General features: G+C 35.9%; 20 protein-coding genes. 2 read left to right on the forward strand and 18 right to left on the reverse strand.

The features are described 5' to 3' along the window. Positions 1 to 4: 4 nt before the first annotated feature. The 10 genes from pal to M9C83_05380 are packed head-to-tail and all read right to left on the reverse strand — an operon-like array spanning position 5 to position 7,066. On the reverse strand, positions 5 to 469 hold the full coding sequence (gene pal, locus M9C83_05335; GenBank protein ID URQ66079.1) for a peptidoglycan-associated lipoprotein Pal: 465 nt from the start codon (positions 467 to 469) through the stop codon (positions 5 to 7). Between the two features lie 37 nt (positions 470 to 506). After that, positions 507 to 1,799, reverse strand: a complete 1,293-nt coding sequence (gene tolB, locus M9C83_05340; GenBank protein ID URQ66080.1) for a Tol-Pal system beta propeller repeat protein TolB — start codon at positions 1,797 to 1,799, stop codon at positions 507 to 509. Between the two features lie 13 nt (positions 1,800 to 1,812). Next, positions 1,813 to 2,418, reverse strand: coding sequence for a TonB C-terminal domain-containing protein (locus M9C83_05345; protein URQ66081.1), 606 nt, complete (start codon positions 2,416 to 2,418; stop codon positions 1,813 to 1,815). Continuing rightward, the gene (tolR, locus tag M9C83_05350; protein URQ66082.1) at positions 2,415 to 2,831 is read right to left on the reverse strand and encodes a protein TolR; all 417 of its coding nucleotides are present in this window, start codon (positions 2,829 to 2,831) and stop codon (positions 2,415 to 2,417) included. The genes M9C83_05345 and tolR overlap by 4 nt, the downstream gene beginning before the upstream one ends. Next, positions 2,828 to 3,502 carry a protein TolQ gene (gene tolQ / locus M9C83_05355; GenBank protein URQ66083.1) on the reverse strand — a complete coding sequence of 225 codons (675 nt, stop codon included), beginning with the start codon at positions 3,500 to 3,502 and terminating at the stop codon, positions 2,828 to 2,830. Before tolQ ends, tolR begins: the two co-directional genes overlap by 4 nt. 4 nt (positions 3,503 to 3,506) lie before the next feature. Beyond that, positions 3,507 to 3,905, reverse strand: coding sequence for a YbgC/FadM family acyl-CoA thioesterase (locus tag M9C83_05360; protein ID URQ66084.1), 399 nt, complete (start codon positions 3,903 to 3,905; stop codon positions 3,507 to 3,509). Further along, on the reverse strand, positions 3,905 to 4,321 hold the full coding sequence (locus M9C83_05365; GenBank protein ID URQ66085.1) for a hypothetical protein: 417 nt from the start codon (positions 4,319 to 4,321) through the stop codon (positions 3,905 to 3,907). Before M9C83_05365 ends, M9C83_05360 begins: the two co-directional genes overlap by 1 nt. A 1-nt stretch (position 4,322) precedes the next feature. Beyond that, positions 4,323 to 5,069, reverse strand: coding sequence for a YebC/PmpR family DNA-binding transcriptional regulator (locus M9C83_05370; GenBank protein URQ66086.1), 747 nt, complete (start codon positions 5,067 to 5,069; stop codon positions 4,323 to 4,325). Continuing rightward, positions 5,070 to 6,845 (reverse strand): aspartate--tRNA ligase, encoded by a 1,776-nt coding sequence (gene aspS, locus M9C83_05375; protein ID URQ66087.1) that lies wholly within the window; start codon positions 6,843 to 6,845, stop codon positions 5,070 to 5,072. Further along, complete coding sequence (locus M9C83_05380) at positions 6,842 to 7,066, reverse strand: hypothetical protein (protein ID URQ66088.1); 225 nt, start codon at positions 7,064 to 7,066, stop codon at positions 6,842 to 6,844. Before M9C83_05380 ends, aspS begins: the two co-directional genes overlap by 4 nt. Before the next feature lie 166 nt (positions 7,067 to 7,232). On the opposite strand from M9C83_05380, the gene proS reads away from it, so the two are divergent. Then, the gene (gene proS, locus M9C83_05385; protein ID URQ66089.1) at positions 7,233 to 8,507 is read left to right on the forward strand and encodes a proline--tRNA ligase; all 1,275 of its coding nucleotides are present in this window, start codon (positions 7,233 to 7,235) and stop codon (positions 8,505 to 8,507) included. Here the strand turns inward: proS and M9C83_05390 are convergent. The 3 genes from M9C83_05390 to M9C83_05400 all read right to left on the reverse strand — a co-directional run bounded on the left by M9C83_05390 (position 8,504) and on the right by M9C83_05400 (position 11,287). Next, a complete protein-coding gene (locus M9C83_05390) occupies positions 8,504 to 9,682 on the reverse strand; it encodes an acetyl-CoA C-acetyltransferase (protein URQ66090.1) in 1,179 nt (392 codons plus the stop codon). The genes proS and M9C83_05390 overlap by 4 nt on opposite strands. Positions 9,683 to 9,771: 89 nt before the next feature. Next, positions 9,772 to 10,791: a recombinase RecA gene (gene recA / locus M9C83_05395; GenBank protein ID URQ66091.1), complete on the reverse strand. Its 1,020-nt coding sequence runs from the start codon at positions 10,789 to 10,791 to the stop codon at positions 9,772 to 9,774. 70 nt (positions 10,792 to 10,861) lie between these two features. Further along, positions 10,862 to 11,287 carry a CinA family protein gene (locus tag M9C83_05400; protein ID URQ67400.1) on the reverse strand — a complete coding sequence of 142 codons (426 nt, stop codon included), beginning with the start codon at positions 11,285 to 11,287 and terminating at the stop codon, positions 10,862 to 10,864. Positions 11,288 to 11,446: 159 nt separating this feature from the next. Between M9C83_05400 and M9C83_05405 the strand changes: the two genes are divergently transcribed. After that, the gene (locus tag M9C83_05405; GenBank protein URQ66092.1) at positions 11,447 to 11,770 is read left to right on the forward strand and encodes a ferredoxin family protein; all 324 of its coding nucleotides are present in this window, start codon (positions 11,447 to 11,449) and stop codon (positions 11,768 to 11,770) included. Here M9C83_05405 and M9C83_05410 read toward each other — a convergent pair. Genes M9C83_05410 through M9C83_05430 form a run of 5 tightly spaced genes read right to left on the reverse strand, consistent with a single transcriptional unit; the run spans position 11,767 to position 15,233 of the window. Beyond that, positions 11,767 to 12,564 (reverse strand): DUF368 domain-containing protein, encoded by a 798-nt coding sequence (locus M9C83_05410; protein URQ66093.1) that lies wholly within the window; start codon positions 12,562 to 12,564, stop codon positions 11,767 to 11,769. The two genes, M9C83_05405 and M9C83_05410, sit on opposite strands and share 4 nt — an antisense overlap. Before the next feature lie 41 nt (positions 12,565 to 12,605). Continuing rightward, entirely contained in the window at positions 12,606 to 13,289 is a 684-nt protein-coding gene (locus M9C83_05415) for a protein-L-isoaspartate(D-aspartate) O-methyltransferase (protein ID URQ66094.1), read from the reverse strand. After that, a complete protein-coding gene (gene surE / locus M9C83_05420) occupies positions 13,286 to 14,053 on the reverse strand; it encodes a 5'/3'-nucleotidase SurE (GenBank protein ID URQ66095.1) in 768 nt (255 codons plus the stop codon). The genes M9C83_05415 and surE overlap by 4 nt, the downstream gene beginning before the upstream one ends. Before the next feature lie 9 nt (positions 14,054 to 14,062). Continuing rightward, on the reverse strand, positions 14,063 to 14,536 hold the full coding sequence (ispF, locus tag M9C83_05425; protein URQ66096.1) for a 2-C-methyl-D-erythritol 2,4-cyclodiphosphate synthase: 474 nt from the start codon (positions 14,534 to 14,536) through the stop codon (positions 14,063 to 14,065). A gap of 4 nt (positions 14,537 to 14,540) precedes the next feature. Further along, positions 14,541 to 15,233: a 2-C-methyl-D-erythritol 4-phosphate cytidylyltransferase gene (locus M9C83_05430; protein URQ66097.1), complete on the reverse strand. Its 693-nt coding sequence runs from the start codon at positions 15,231 to 15,233 to the stop codon at positions 14,541 to 14,543. Between the last annotated feature and the right edge of the window lies 1 nt (position 15,234).

A 15,234-nucleotide genomic window follows, 5' to 3' on the forward strand; every position in this document is an offset into this window, starting at 1 on the left:
TTAATCAGAATGTTTTAACTAGTGCCCTTCTATTCTTTGACCAAGAGCTCTCATTAGAGCCAGATACGGCTGGTTTTTCCTCACCATAACTTACAGTAGAAATTTTTTCTGAAGAAACTCCATTGATAATTAATAATTCAGCGACTGTTTTAGCTCTTTGTTCTCCAAGGGCTAAATTATATTCACGAGTACCTCTCTCATCACAATGTCCCTCAACCCTTACACTTAAATTATTTTCTTTTATAACATTAGCTAGAGATCTAATTTTCGCCCTGCCTTCAGAATTGATATCTGATCTATCATATGCAAAGTAAAGAATATTGTTAGATGTAAGACCGCTATCGGAGTAAGCACCTGATGCAGATGCGGATATGGCTGTTGAATCGCTTGTCCTATCCATTGAGACAGAACTGCATGAAGCTACAGTAATTACGAGAAAAGTTATTAAAGATTTTTGTATGATGTTCATTTAAGCCTCCTGTTTCTATTATACTTCTATTTTGATTCTAATCTATCAAAGGAGACCAGGACGGTTCTCTCGCCTCTCCCTTCAATGAAGGCATAATAAATTTTGTCTTACCATCTAGAGTAATACCAGCCAATATATCCTTATCACCATCCTTAGTTGCATAAATAACCACATTTCCATTAGGTGAAACTGTTGGAGATTCATCTAATGAAGTATCGGTTAATATATTTATATTTCCAGATCTAAGGTTTTGCTTGGCTATGTGGAAGATACCATTTCTTCTATGAACAAAGACAATATCCTTTCCGTTGGGTAGATACCTACCCCTCGCATTATAAGTTCCATCGAACGTAATTCTTTTTATTCTCTTCGTTTTTACATTTGCTTCATATATTTGCGGTGAACCGGATCTATTTGAGGTAAATAAAATTTTTCTAGAATCAGGTGACCAATCTGGTTCAGTATCAATTCCAAAGTGATTTGTAACTTGGATCCAGTTAGAAAGTTTAAGATCGTAAATAAAAATATCCGGATTACCTGTCCTGGATAGAACAGCAGATAATTTATCACCATTTGGTGACCAATTTGGTGAGCTATTAATACCTCTTTCTAGTTTAAGACCAAACCTTTCGGCATTAGAAAGCTGCTGTATGAAGATACGCGATGTTCCTTCTTCAAAAGATACATATGCAATTTTTTTCCTGTCCGGAGACCAACTTGGAGACATCAAAGGTTGAGGAGAAGAAAAAAGAGATAAACTCTGAAATCCATCTAGATCTGAAATCATTAAGTTATAGTTAGGATCACTGACAGACGGCTTATCTATATAGGCTATTTGAGTTGAAAAAATACCTGGTATTCCATGTATTTTTGAATAAATGTTATCACTGATTTTATGACTGATTCTTCTCAAAGATCTTTTGGTACCAAATACTACCCCTCTATGTATTAATCTTTCTTTCACAACATCAAAAATGATAAATGAAACTTTTATTTCATTCTCTACCTCCGAAGGACCTACATTTCCTATCACCAAGAAATCTGTTCCTAATATTCTCCAGTCTTTAAAAAAAACTTCTTCTTTAGAACTAGGTAGGCTCAACATATTCTTAGGAGGCAATACATCGAATTCTCCGAATGATTCTAGATCAGACTTTATTACCTCATGAATAAATAAATCTTGAGGGGTATCTAAATTCCATTTCATAGGAACTACCGCCACATTAATTGGGTCCTCTAGTCCACCTTTGATCTCTATTCTAAGCTGTCCAGAAAGTGTTGAAAGAAAAAATAATGATGCAGTTATTAAAATGATATTTTTGTAAAACATTGCGTCATTCAAATTAATTAGGGCTAAATATTAAAATAAATTCTCTAAAGTGCTGATCAAATAGATTCATCTGCATGTTTAAACCTTCAAAAGATCTAACCTTTAAAACTGCAGACAAAGCTGAATCATCAAAAATTTTGTTGCCACTCCCTTTTATTATTGTTGAAGATATAATCTCACCCGTAGGCACAAGATTAATTTGGATTTCAGTCTTTAAATTAGAATTTAAATTTTTAGGTCTTTTCCAGTTAGCCATGACTTGTTTTTTTATTACATAAGAGTATTTCTCAACATCGGATTGAGATACTTCCACTCTTTCTCGATTATCGGAAGTTTTAATATTTTTCAGAGCTTCAATTGCTTCTATGACTGAAGTACTGCTAGTGATCTCTATCTTTTCGGCCTCAACTTCCAAGATAGTCTTATTTGGAAGATCTTGTGTAATTTTGATGGGTTCTTTTTGGGTCTTTTTATTTTCAGCAAAGATAATATATGCAGTAATAGGTTTTTCCGCTTCAATATTAAATTTATCAAAGTCTATGGTGAAAAAATTTGAAAAGGATAAAACTATACCAAAATGAATAAATACTGATAAAAAGAGTGGAGCAAAATAGTTCACTTAGATGTTATAGGTTGTGAGATTAATCCTATGTCACTAGCTCCGGCTATTTGTAACTCAGCCATAACAGTCATGACTCTATCGTACTTCACTTCACGATCACCTCTTATGACGACTTGTAAACCGGGACTAGCTTCAAAAATCTTCGACACAAAATTGTTCATCTCCTCAAGACTTAGAGATCTGTCTTTGGTGGATTCAGTTTCTAGAAAGATAGCACCATCTTTTTTAATGGAAATAATGAGAGGTTCATTATTCTTGACTGGTAGAGCCTCTGAGGACGATTCGGGAAGGTTTATTTGAATTCCTTGAACCATCAAAGGTGCAGATATCATAAAGATAACTAACAAAACCAGCATAACATCGATATAAGGAACAACATTAATATCAGATATTAGATTTCTTCGTTTCATTTTTTATCAGACTGCATATCTCGATGAAGAACCGATGAAAATTCCTCTTTAAATCCTTCAAAACTTGAAATGAGTCTATCAGAATCAGATATATACTTGTTGTAGGCGATTAAAGCAGGTATCGCTGCAAAAAGTCCTATCGCAGTTGCAATAAGAGCTTCAGAAATACCAGGAGCTACTGCAGATAATGTTGCTTGAGATGAACCGGCTAACCCTCTGAACGAGTTCATTATGCCCCAAACCGTTCCAAACAAACCTATGTAAGGACTCACAGAAGCAATAGTGGCTAAAAAAGGTAAATGTTTTTCAAGCAATGATTGCTCTTTTGTCAACGCAGCCTGCATATTTCTCTGCACACTTAATATGATAGTATCAGAATCAATTTTTTCTGCAATGAGACGTTTGTAGTCAAGATATCCAACTTGAAAAATATATTCAGCCCCAATTGGTTCATGCTCCCCTTCTTGACTTGTTAAAAGTAAAGCTTCTAGTCCTGAATCTGACCAGAATCTAGTTTCAAAATCGAAGAATTCCTGATTTACTTTTTTTATGTAAATCCAACGCTCGAAAATTATCATCCATGAGACAAGAGATGCAAGAATTAGAATCACTATGACAGATTTAACTACAATGCTTGCATTTAAAAATAATTCTAAAATTGAGAGATCCATATAATTATAAAAGTAATTTTTTCATTCCTTTGTATAAATATTCAGGAAGTGCTGAAGGAGTAAAAGTTATAGGATCTAAGCTACCGCATTTAATATTCGCTTCAGTAATCAAGGAATCATTTACATATGCGGTTTGTTTAAAATCAAAACTTACTTTTCCAAGCTTTGACAATTCAGTTCTCACTTTAACAGAGTCATCTAACTTTGCTGGCTTTATAAGTTTTAGCTCGAGACTCCTGACAATAAATATAATACCTTCCTGCATAAGCTTCATTTGTTCGTAACCAACTTCTCTTAAATACTCGGTTCTGGCTCTTTCAAAAAATTTCAGATAGTTAGCATAATATACAACACCTTGTGCATCTGTATCTTCGTAATAAATTCTTAAGTGATAATCCTTCATTAGTCTATTTGTTCATGATCAGCTATATCGTTAGCATAAAGTTCTTTTAGGAGAAAAATAAAGTCATCCCATAATAGATCTGCTGTAAAAGGTGAATCTAAATGAAGTGAAGGATTAATGGCTCCTAGAGGCACTCTAACTTTAATTGGCCTTCTATCGAATTTGTATACTAAAGCAGGGATTCCTTTATTTTTTGTAGCCTCTAAGACTTGCTTCCACCAAGCATCTAATGGTTCAGCTCCAGATCCATATCTCTTACATTCGAGATACCACCTTCCCAATATTAAATCAGGTAAATGCTTCTCTCTGGTTTGCTCGAGTACTCTTCTAATACTATTTCTCAAATTCAAATCATTAGTCAACAAATTAGCCACTTCTCTTTCGAAAGAAGCCCCTTTATTTCTAGAATTTGTCATATTAATCCAATTGATCCAGCATGCCTTCAGCAAACTCTATATTGGAGGTAACATTTTGAGTATCGTCAAGGTCTTCAAGCATTTCAAGCAGCTTAAACACCTTCAAAGAGGTATCTAAATCGGCTTTGACAGTTGTCTCTGGAATTAAGGCTACATCAGAATCAATAAGATCAATTTCCTTCTCCAACAGAGCTTTTTTTATATTTTCAAAATCTTCTGGTGAGGAGCTCACTGTTATACTATCGTCTTCATTTACTTCAATATCTTCAGCTCCAGCTTCAATTGAAATCTCCATTACCTGGTCTGCATCTTGATCAGGGGCAGTATTTATTAAGCCTTTTTTTTCAAACAGGTAAGATACGGACCCGTTAGTTCCTAGATTACCACCTGATTTTGTGAATGCATGTCTTACTTCAGCTACTGTGCGATTATTATTATCTGTCATAGATTCTACAATTATTGCTATTCCGCCTGGTCCATATCCTTCAAAACTTACTTCCTCTAAATTTTCACCTTCTAAGCCACCAGCTCCTCTTTGAATAGCTCTTTCAATAGTATCTTTAGTCATATTTGCAGCTAAAGCCTTATCAACTGCAGTACGCAGTCTTGGATTATCATCTGTTACCCCACCACCAAGCTTTGCCGCAACTGTAAGTTCTCTGATTAATACAGAAAAAATCTTGCCTCTCTTAGCATCCTGTCTCCCTTTTCGATGCTTAATATTTGCCCACTTTGAATGACCAGCCACTTAATCCTCCTTTTCTAGTCCATGGAACCTAATATGTAATTCTTCAAGTTGTTCCTGCGCAGCTTGTCCTGGTGCCTCAGTAAGTAAACAAGATGCTGTTTGAGTTTTAGGAAAGGCGATTACATCCCTTATAGAATCCGAACCAGTCATAAGCATAATCATTCTATCAAAACCAATTGCCAGTCCTGCATGCGGCGGACAGCCGTGCTGTAATGCTGCAATTAAGAAACCAAATTTCTCTTCTGCCTCTTTCTCATTAATACTGAGAAGCTTCAAAACAGTCTCTTGCATCAATCTATCATGTATTCTTACAGAACCGCCTCCAAGCTCAGTACCATTTAAAACAATATCATATGCCTCTGTTAAAGCGCCAAGCGGGTTGTTTTTTAGTTCATCTGCAGTACATTTCGGAGCAGTAAATGGATGATGTAATGGCGTTAAATCTCCACTTTTATTTTTCTCAAACATTGGAAAATCTACTACCCAGCATGGTGCCCATTCACAAGTAAGTAAATCAAGATCTTTTGCGATGAGATCCCGCAACGCAGCCAATGAATCATTCACAATATTTCTTTTTCCTGCTCCAAAGAAAATAATATCTCCTTCCTGAACTTCTAAAGATGATACTAAAGACTCTATGATGGAATCCTCTATAAATTTTATAATTGGCGACTGAAGTCCCTCTTTTCCTTTCGAGGGATCTTCTACCCTTATGTAGGCTAGTCCTTTTGCACCATAGTTTCCAACAAACTCTGTATAGTCATCTATTTGTTTCCTAGTTAATAACCTACCATTAGGTACTTTAATCGCTGCAATTCTCGAATCTTTGTCATTCGCTGGTTCATTAAAAACCTTAAAATCACATTCTTTAAACAATTCTTTTACTTCAATTAACTCTAGAGGATTTCTTAGGTCTGGTTTATCAATACCATATTTCTCAATAGCTTCACGGTATGTGATCTCTATAAACTCTCCTAAATCAACTGACAATGATTCTTTAAATACTTGCTTAATCATCTTGGTTATTAAGCTCATAACCTCTTTAGAATCTACGAAGGACATTTCTATGTCTAATTGTGTAAATTCTGGCTGTCGATCAGCCCTTAAATCCTCATCTCTGAAACATTTAGCAAATTGAAAATACTTTTCAAAACCGGAAGCCATTAATGTTTGCTTAAATAATTGTGGAGACTGAGGTAAAGCAAAGAATTGACCTGGAAATGTTCTGCTGGGAACTAAATAATCTCGTGCACCTTCCGGCGTTGCTTTAGTTAAAAGAGGTGTTTCTATTTCAATAAAATCTTCATTATCTAGGTAGCTTCTGAGTGAGGTTGATACTTTTGATCTTAGTCTGAGATTATCTTGCATTTCAGTCCGTCTCAAATCCAAGAATCTAAATTTTAAGCGTGTCTCTTCTCCAACCGATGAATATTCATCTAATTGAAAAGGTATTGGCAAAGATGGGTTTAGAATCTCAAGATCAGAAGCAATAATCTCTACCTCTCCCGTTACTAAATTATCATTAGCCGTGCCGACTGGCCTCTCTCTTACTACCCCTTTTGAGAATATTACAAATTCATTTCTACAAGTCTCTGCCAAGGAAAATGTGTCTTTAGATTCTGGGTTATAGACAACTTGAACCAATCCGTCTTCATCTCTTATATCAAAAAAGATTACACCGCCATGATCCCGCCTTCTCTGAATCCAGCCCGAAATTGCAATCTCTTGGCCTATTAAGTCTGCAGTAACTTGGTTACATTTATGCGTTCTTTTCATTTCTTTTCAGATGATACTTTTTTTGTCGATGAATCTTTTTTTTCTTTAGGCTTTGGAGATGACTGAGTTTCGTTATCGCTTTTAGCAATATTTTTTTTATTTCCTGTTTTAAAGTCTGTTTCATACCATCCTGTTCCTTTAAGTCTAAATGATGGAGCTGTAGGCATCTGAATCAGATCAGGATTTTCTTTCTTAAATTGGTCTAGCTCTGAAATTCGCATTTGTTTCTCAAAAACCTCATCGGTTTTTGTATTCTTAAATATATATGTCGGCATAAACGATAATTAAATAAATAATGTTGAATCTCAGTTCAATTGGTAATTATAGCAATTTTAATTATATAGATTCTCGAAAACTAGCTATATGTTAGTATTACCAAGCTACTTTATGAAAGCTTCACACTTAATCTTAGGCACTCAAAGAGAAAATCCTGCTGATGCAGAGATAATTAGCCATCAACTCATGATTAGGGCTGGTCTGATTAGACAAGTTTCATCTGGAATATATAACTGGCTTCCATTAGGAAAAAAAGTACTTCAAAAAGTAGAGAATATCATCAGAAAAGGTATGAACGATTCAGGAGCCCAGGAAATCTTGATGCCTATGGTCCAGCCAGCTTCGCTGTGGGAAGAATCTGGAAGAATTGATAAGTATGGACAAGAGCTTTTAGTATTTTTTGACCGACACGAGAATAAATTCTGCCTTGGGCCAACCCACGAGGAAATAATTACTGATTTATGTAAAAATCTCATAACCAGTTATAAACAACTTCCTTTAAATTTATATCAAATTCAAACCAAATTTCGGGATGAAATAAGACCTAGATTCGGAGTTATGAGATCCAGAGAATTCATTATGAAAGATGCGTATTCTTTTGATCTTGATAAAGAAGGTATGGATAAAAGTTACTCTATTATGAAGGAAGCATACATACAAATATTCGATGCCTTAGGATTAGATTACAGAATTGTCAAAGCAGATAGTGGCGCTATAGGTGGCTCTGATTCAGAAGAATTTCACGTTCTTGCAGATTCGGGGGAAGACCTTCTAGCTTTCAGTGACAAAAGTGATTACGCAATTAATGCAGAGCTTTTGGCGGAACTTCAAGAAGGCCAAGACCCTGCTTCACTAGAGGGTATGCTCAGTCCAGATGGTAAAGGATTGCTAAAGTTAAAAAGAGGAATTGAAGTTGGACATATATTCAAACTTGGAAGTAAGTACTCTGAGGTTCTAAACCTGAGGATTCAAGGTGAAGATAAAGATATATATCCTGAAATGGGATGTTACGGAATCGGAGCTTCAAGAATAGTGGCAGCTTCGATTGAACAAAACTATGATGATAGAGGAATTATATGGCCAAAATCTCTAGCTCCTTTTGAAGTAGCTATAGTTGAAGTTAATCAAAAGAATAAAGAGGAAATAAAACTAAAATGCTCAGAAATATATCAATTACTAATAGATAATGAGATTGACGTGCTTTGGGATGATAGAGATAAAAGGCCCGGAGTAAAGTTTGCAGACATGGAAGTTATAGGAATTCCTGTCATAATAATTATCGGTGAAAGAACTATAGAAACCGGTGAAATTGAATTGAAGGGGAGACTTGATGAGAAGCCTAGGTTAGTTTCTCATCAAGATCTTGTTTCAATTATTAAAAGCTAGCTGATTCTTTCAATTATCATTGCGTTGGCAGTGCCTCCGCCTTCACAAATCGCTTGTAAACCAAACCTAGCTTCCCTTCTTTCTAATTCATGTAACAAGGTAGTCATAAGTTTTGCTCCTGTTCCTCCTAATGGATGACCAAGAGCCATTGCTCCGCCGTTAACATTTAATTTGCCTAAATCAGCATTTAATTCTTTTGCCCAAGCCAACGGAACTGGAGCAAAAGCCTCATTCACTTCATACAAATCTATATCTTCGATAGACATAGATGCCTTTTCTAATACATTTTTTGAAGCAGGTATCGGTCCAGTCAACATAATTACTGGATCATCGCCTGCTAAAGCTAAAGCTACTACCTTTGCCCTTGGTTTAAGTCCAAGCTTTTTAAGACCAGCATCATTTACAAGCATAACTGCAGCTGCTCCGTCACAAATTTGGCTTGATGTTCCGGCTGTTAAAACTCCTTCATCAGTTAGAGTATTCAAACCAGAAAGACTTTCTTTACTTGCATCAAATCTAATGCCTTCATCCACAGTGACCATCTCCTTCTCACCATTAGGAAGATCTCCCTCTACAGGAACTATTTCTCTATCAAAAAAGCCACTTTCTGTTGCATTAATAGCTTTTTGGTGACTCGCCAAAGCAAAGCTATCCAATTCTTCTCTTGGCATTTTCCATCTTTCAGCCATCATTTCAGCCCCAGTGAATTGGCTAAATTGCACGCCAGGATATCTCTTACTAGTACCCTTGCCTCCAAAAGGTTGACCATGCCCTGCATTAAAGCTATCAATGATTGCTGCCCCAATGGGCACTTGACTCATTACCTCTACTCCGCCAGCTATAACTATATCCTGCGTTTCAGACATGACTGCCTGTGCAGCAAAGTGAATTGCTTGTTGAGAAGAACCACATTGCCTATCAACTGTTGTACCTGGAACTGATTCAGGTAAAGAAGAGGCTAATACAGCTGTTCTTGCTATATTTCCTGATTGCGCACCAGACTGACTGACACACCCAAAAATTACATCATCAATCATTTCGGGCTGAGCTCCGGTTCTTTCTACTATTTCATCCAGAACGAGTGCTCCTAGATCAGCAGGATGCCACTGACTAAGCTTTCCATTTTTCCTACCGCCTGGTGTTCTTACTGCACCGACTATATATGCATTCCCCATAATATCTCCTTAATTTTCATAAAAGTGGCGACTCAATTGGTCGCCACATTTGAATCCTATAACAAAATAGGTATTTTGAGAAAGAGTAATTAATCCTCCTTGTTAATGGAATCCATTACACGCTTTTCTATCGTCTTCAGTAATTTAGGATTTTGTTCAAGAAACTCGATGGAGTTAGCCTTGCCTTGTCCTATTTTCTCACCTTCGTAACTATACCAAGCACCTGCCTTTTCTATGATATCTAGATCAGCTCCTTTATCAATTAGCTCTCCCAATCTATTTATCCCTTTGTTGTAAAGTATCTGAAATTCTGCCTGTTTAAAAGGTGGTGATACTTTATTTTTGACGACCTTCACTCGAGTTTCATTGCCTACAGCCTCATCACCATCTTTAACAGTGCCGATTCTTCTTATATCCATTCTCACAGAGGAATAAAACTTGAGAGCATTTCCTCCTGCAGTCGTTTCCGGACTTCCAAACATGACTCCTATTTTGTGTCTTATTTGATTTATAAATATGACCAAGGTATCAGACTTCTGAACATTTCCAGTAATCTTCCTAAGAGCTTGTGACATTAATCTTGCTTGCAGACCAACATGATGGTCTCCCATCTCTCCTTCTATTTCAGCTTTAGGAACTAATGCTGCTACAGAATCAATAACCAATATATCGATCCCGCCAGATGAAACCATAATATCTGCAACTTCTAAAGCTTGCTCACCGGTATCAGGTTGCGAAACTAACAATTCATCAACGTTTACTCCCAGTTTTTCAGCATAAATGGGATCTAATGCATGCTCAGCATCTATAAATGCCGCAGTACCACCTAATTTTTGGCATTGTGCTATCACTTCAAGAGTAAGTGTTGTTTTACCAGAAGACTCCGGGCCATAAATCTCAACGATTCTTCCTCTGGGAAGTCCACCTATGCCCAATGCAATATCTAGCCCTAATGATCCAGTTGGAATAGCAGGAACTTTTTCATGCCTCTTTTCTCCCATACGCATGACAGTCCCTGAACCAAACTGTCTCTCAATTTGGCCTAATGCGCTATCTAGCTGCTTGGATTTATCTACTTCTTTTATGTCAGTCACCTTTTTATGAGCCATAATATTTCTCCGTTTAGAATATTATTGCATTATACAAAATACTGTATAAATGAACAGTATTATTTAAATTTTACTTTAATAAGTCTATAGCCCCCTCTAAAGCTTTTAAAACAGTTCTGTATCTTACTTCGTTTCTATTACCATGAAATAGGAATGTTTCTTTAATTTCTGCTCCTTCATTGAGTTTCCAGGCTATACATACAGTTCCTACAGGTCTTTCAGGAGAGCCTCCACCTGGTCCCGCTATACCGCTTATTGCAATACCAAGATTTGCTCTGCTTTCACTTAGAGCTCCATTAACCATTTCTCCGACTACTTCTTCGCTTACAGCTCCATACGACTTAAGTGAATCCTTTGAGACACCAAGCATCTTATGCTTAGAGTAGTTTGAATATGTAATAAAACTACACCCAAACCAAGCTGAACTTCCAGACACAGAAACTATAGATTGAGATAATAATCCACCTGTGCATGACTCTGCGCATGTAAAAAACATCTTCTTTTCAAGAAGAAGAGCTCCTAATTTTGAGCTAAGATTTTCTAGATCAGTTAATTCCAATTTACTAATTAGTGTTTTTTGTTATTAGAACAGAAATCATATCTTTGTCTAGGAGGTGGTTACTCAAATATTGGTTAGCTGGTAAAATGTTGCTTAATGGCTTTTATTGTTGGAGATGCATGTGTCAAATGCAAGTTAACAGACTGTGTAGAAGTTTGTCCTGTAGACTGTTTCTACGAAGGTCCCAATATGTTAGTTATTAATCCAGATGAATGTATCGACTGCGCATTATGTGAACCTGAATGTCCGATAGATGCTATTTATTCAGAAGATGAAGTTCCAGAAGATCAAATAAGATATATAGAACTGAATGCAGAGTTCTGCATGGAATGGCCCAATATAGTTGAGCAAAAAGATCCTCTTCCTGACTCAGAACAATGGAAAAAAGTAAAAGATAAATTTGATATGATCGAACGCTAATTTCTCGTAATCTTTTTAAATAAAAAGATTAAGAGAAAACCAAGCGCACCTCCAATTGCGACAGATAAAAATTTAAAGTCAGTAGTTGAATTACTGGTTTCATTGATCCAAATAAGTGGTATGCAAAAAATCACTAAACCAAAGAAAATTGAAAGGAGTAAGTGTCTTTCCTTTTCATATAGAAACTTGATAAATCTGACTGTAACAAATAAACCAATTATTGATCCTAATAGAAAGATAAAAATTAGATAGAAATTTAAATCCCTTACAGCCATTAACATGGTGGTATATGTGCCAAGTAAGAGAAGAATAAAACTACCAGATATACCTGGAATTATTAATGCTGTAACGGCAATGAAACCTGAAAAGAATAAGTACAAAAGGTTTATATCCACGAATTCTCTAGAAGGTAAAAGATACAGAAAACTGCAAATACAAATTGAAAGGGTTAATCCTAATAAAAATCGTGCTGACATTTTGGGTTTCAGTGGCTCTAAAAAAGCTGAATAGAGCAAAATGCTCGACAAAAAGGACTTGAAAAAAAAAGGATATTCTTCCATGAAGAATAATATGAGAGAAGAAAAGATGAAAATCGAGGTTAACATACCAATGACAAGCAATGTTATAAAAGTTCCATCAACTTGATCCCAAGCTTCAAATATTCTTTTATCCTTGAGCAAACTAATAAGGTCTAGATTAAAAGAGCTGATAGCGTTTATAAGTCTCTCGTATATACCCAAGATAAGGGCTAGAGTGCCTCCAGAAATACCCGGAATAACCTCTGCTACTCCCATTGCAATTCCTTTGCAGAATAGAGAGAATTTACCTTCTTTATTTATGAAACTACTCCTTTGAGCAAAGGAACGAACATAACCTCTTCAAGTTTTTCTTCTAAAAATTTATCTTCTGAAATTCTTTTTACCAAGGTAAGAACTTGTTGTTCATTATTGCCCACAGGTAAAATTAATTTACCACCAATAGTAAGACGCTCTTTAAGGTTATGTGGAACTTCTAAAGGAGCTGCTGCTGAAAGAATGGCATCGTAGTGTTTCTGACCTAAGTTGTTACCATCACCAAACTTAAAAGATACATTATTAACCTTTAGATTCTTAAGAATATTCTTAGCTTTAATTTGAAGAGGCTCAATTCTTTCAATAGTTGTAACCTTTTTTGAAAAAATAGACAAAAGATATGTTTGATAACCGCAACCTGTTCCAATTTCTAGAGTATTTTCAAGTGGAATTTCTGATAAACGCTCATCTGAAATCAGACATTCTGTCATCCTAGCTACGATGTAGGGCTGAGAGATTGTCTGCTGATAACCAATTGGTAAGGACAAATCTTCATATGCCCTTGTTGCGAGAGCTTCATCTAAGAATAAATGCCTAGGGCTATCTCTCATTGCCTCTAATATTCTTACATCTGATATACCTTTCTCAGTCAGTCTTTCAATTAGTCTTTGCCTTGTTCTTAAGGAGGTCATGCCCTGACCTTGCAAATTTTCATTATCTAGGCTCATTTCATTTTCAAATTGAAGTTTCCATTCGATTCTTCGTCAAGAGTGAAACTGGGATTAATTGGGGAAATAGAAACTTTACTATCTTGTAATGTTGCTATATCGGAATTCTTTATATTCTCTGGAAATTTATCCCTATGAGTGGTCCAGTAAGTTTGATTACCTTTTAAATCTCTCTCTACACTAGGAGGATTTCTTGCTCCCCATGTCCCTACTGAGGTAATTACGTATCCAAGATCCTTTGAAAATTCAACATTAGGTGTATTGATATTTAAAACTAGAGATGGATCAATTTTAGCTAATTCATAATTTTGAAGGAGATCTAGAATTACATTTGCAGAAGTTTGATAATTAGGTTCCATGAAATCTTCAGAGCCTGGTTGATGAAACGCAGCGGCAGATATAGCTATTGAAGGATACTCTAAGCCCCTAGCTTCTAATGCAGCACCTACTGTTCCAGAATAAAGTAGGTCTTCTCCCATATTTGCACCAAGGTTTATACCACTAATCACAATATCTGGTTTCCACGGAGCTAACTCATTTATTCCAAGATAAACGCAGTCTGCGGGTCTGCCACTAACAGAGAAAAAACCATTTTTTTGTTTGGTTACATGCATAGGTTTATTAGTTGTTATGGAACATCCTGCTCCGCTGTTATTTTCTTCCGGAGCTACGACACAAAGTTCTGCAAAATCCTTGAGCGTCTCAAAAAGCACTTCTAGTCCTGGAGCATCATATCCATCATCATTTGAAAGTAGAATTTTCATTTTTTATCTTTATTGACGTTCTATTAACACAACACAGTGACAAGATATTCCTTCCAGTTTTCCTTCAAATCCTAAATGATCGGTTGTTGTAGCTTTACAACTTATATTTTCGATGTCCATGTTAATGAAGGTAGACAAATTTTGTCTAATTTGTTTACTGTAAGATAATATTTTAGGCACTTGCCCCACATAAGTGAGGTCAATATTAGAAATCTTGTAACCATCTGAATTAAGTTTCTCTAAAACTGTAGATAACATAGATAGGCTAGAAATATTCTTAAGTGACTGATCTTCAGAAGGAAAATAAGTTCCGAGATCACCGTAAGCTGCTGCTCCCAGTAAAGCATCAATCAAAGCATGTACTAAAATATCTCCGTCAGAATGAGCTTCAAGAGAGTAATCGCATTTAATTTCAATGCCTCCCAAAGTCATTCCACTGCCTTGAACCAGCTTATGGGCATCATATCCATGTCCAATACGCATATATCTATTCCTGAAAACTCCTTATTAAATGCTCTGCTAATTGTAAATCGCCTGGGTTAGTTATTTTCATATTATTGGAAGGGCTTTTGAATAAAAGTATATTCTCTTTTTTGTTATCGAAAAGAGATGATTCGTCTGTAACCTTACTTAAATCTCCAACGTAAGAATGATAAGCTTCAGATAATTTCTGGGAATTGAAAATTTGGGGTGTTTGTGCCTCCCAAAATAACGATCTATCGACCGTATTATCAATGACTTTACCATCTTTTGAAGACTTTAATGTATCTGTACTAGGTTTTGCAAAAATCATCCCATCTGCTTTTGAAGATGAAAAAATATTCAAAAAACTTTGGACGTCGGCCAACTTTAGACAAGGTCTAGCAACATCATGAATCAATATATGCTGTTTATGTCCTAACGACATCAACATGTTAAAACCTTCCCTTACAGAGTCTGCCCTAGAATCTCCTCCTTCAATAATTCTTATTCTCTCATCTTTTTTAAATTTTTCATCCAATGAATGTATATCAGGCAAGGCTATGATTATTCTTTTACATTCATTAAAAGTTAAAAAAAGATCTATGGAATAGTCAATAACTAACTTTCCTTCTATTCTTTGAAATTGCTTTGGGGTATCTGAGTCAAAACGCAATCCTAATCCTGCGCCGGGTAATATTACTACGAATGGTTCTATCAAT

It is taken from the genome of SAR86 cluster bacterium (assembly GCA_023703575.1).
GTDB lineage: Bacteria > Pseudomonadota > Gammaproteobacteria > Magnimaribacterales > Magnimaribacteraceae > Magnimaribacter.

Excerpts from the sequence above, each read along its gene's own strand:
- pal (URQ66079.1), bottom strand. The coding sequence starts at position 469 with ATGAACATCATACAAAAATCTTTAATAACTTTTCTCGTAATTACTGTA.
- tolB (URQ66080.1), bottom strand. The coding sequence starts at position 1,799 with ATGTTTTACAAAAATATCATTTTAATAACTGCATCATTATTTTTTCTT.
- tolR (URQ66082.1), bottom strand. The coding sequence starts at position 2,831 with ATGAAACGAAGAAATCTAATATCTGATATTAATGTTGTTCCTTATATC.
- tolQ (URQ66083.1), bottom strand. The coding sequence starts at position 3,502 with ATGGATCTCTCAATTTTAGAATTATTTTTAAATGCAAGCATTGTAGTT.
- M9C83_05360 (URQ66084.1), bottom strand. The coding sequence starts at position 3,905 with ATGAAGGATTATCACTTAAGAATTTATTACGAAGATACAGATGCACAA.
- M9C83_05365 (URQ66085.1), bottom strand. The coding sequence starts at position 4,321 with ATGACAAATTCTAGAAATAAAGGGGCTTCTTTCGAAAGAGAAGTGGCT.
- aspS (URQ66087.1), bottom strand. The coding sequence starts at position 6,845 with ATGAAAAGAACGCATAAATGTAACCAAGTTACTGCAGACTTAATAGGC.
- M9C83_05380 (URQ66088.1), bottom strand. The coding sequence starts at position 7,066 with ATGCGAATTTCAGAGCTAGACCAATTTAAGAAAGAAAATCCTGATCTG.
- proS (URQ66089.1), top strand. The coding sequence starts at position 7,233 with ATGAAAGCTTCACACTTAATCTTAGGCACTCAAAGAGAAAATCCTGCT.
- M9C83_05390 (URQ66090.1), bottom strand. The coding sequence starts at position 9,682 with ATGGGGAATGCATATATAGTCGGTGCAGTAAGAACACCAGGCGGTAGG.
- recA (URQ66091.1), bottom strand. The coding sequence starts at position 10,791 with ATGGCTCATAAAAAGGTGACTGACATAAAAGAAGTAGATAAATCCAAG.
- M9C83_05400 (URQ67400.1), bottom strand. The coding sequence starts at position 11,287 with ATGTTTTTTACATGCGCAGAGTCATGCACAGGTGGATTATTATCTCAA.
- M9C83_05405 (URQ66092.1), top strand. The coding sequence starts at position 11,447 with ATGGCTTTTATTGTTGGAGATGCATGTGTCAAATGCAAGTTAACAGAC.
- M9C83_05410 (URQ66093.1), bottom strand. The coding sequence starts at position 12,564 with ATGGGAGTAGCAGAGGTTATTCCGGGTATTTCTGGAGGCACTCTAGCC.
- M9C83_05415 (URQ66094.1), bottom strand. The coding sequence starts at position 13,289 with ATGAGCCTAGATAATGAAAATTTGCAAGGTCAGGGCATGACCTCCTTA.
- surE (URQ66095.1), bottom strand. The coding sequence starts at position 14,053 with ATGAAAATTCTACTTTCAAATGATGATGGATATGATGCTCCAGGACTA.
- ispF (URQ66096.1), bottom strand. The coding sequence starts at position 14,536 with ATGCGTATTGGACATGGATATGATGCCCATAAGCTGGTTCAAGGCAGT.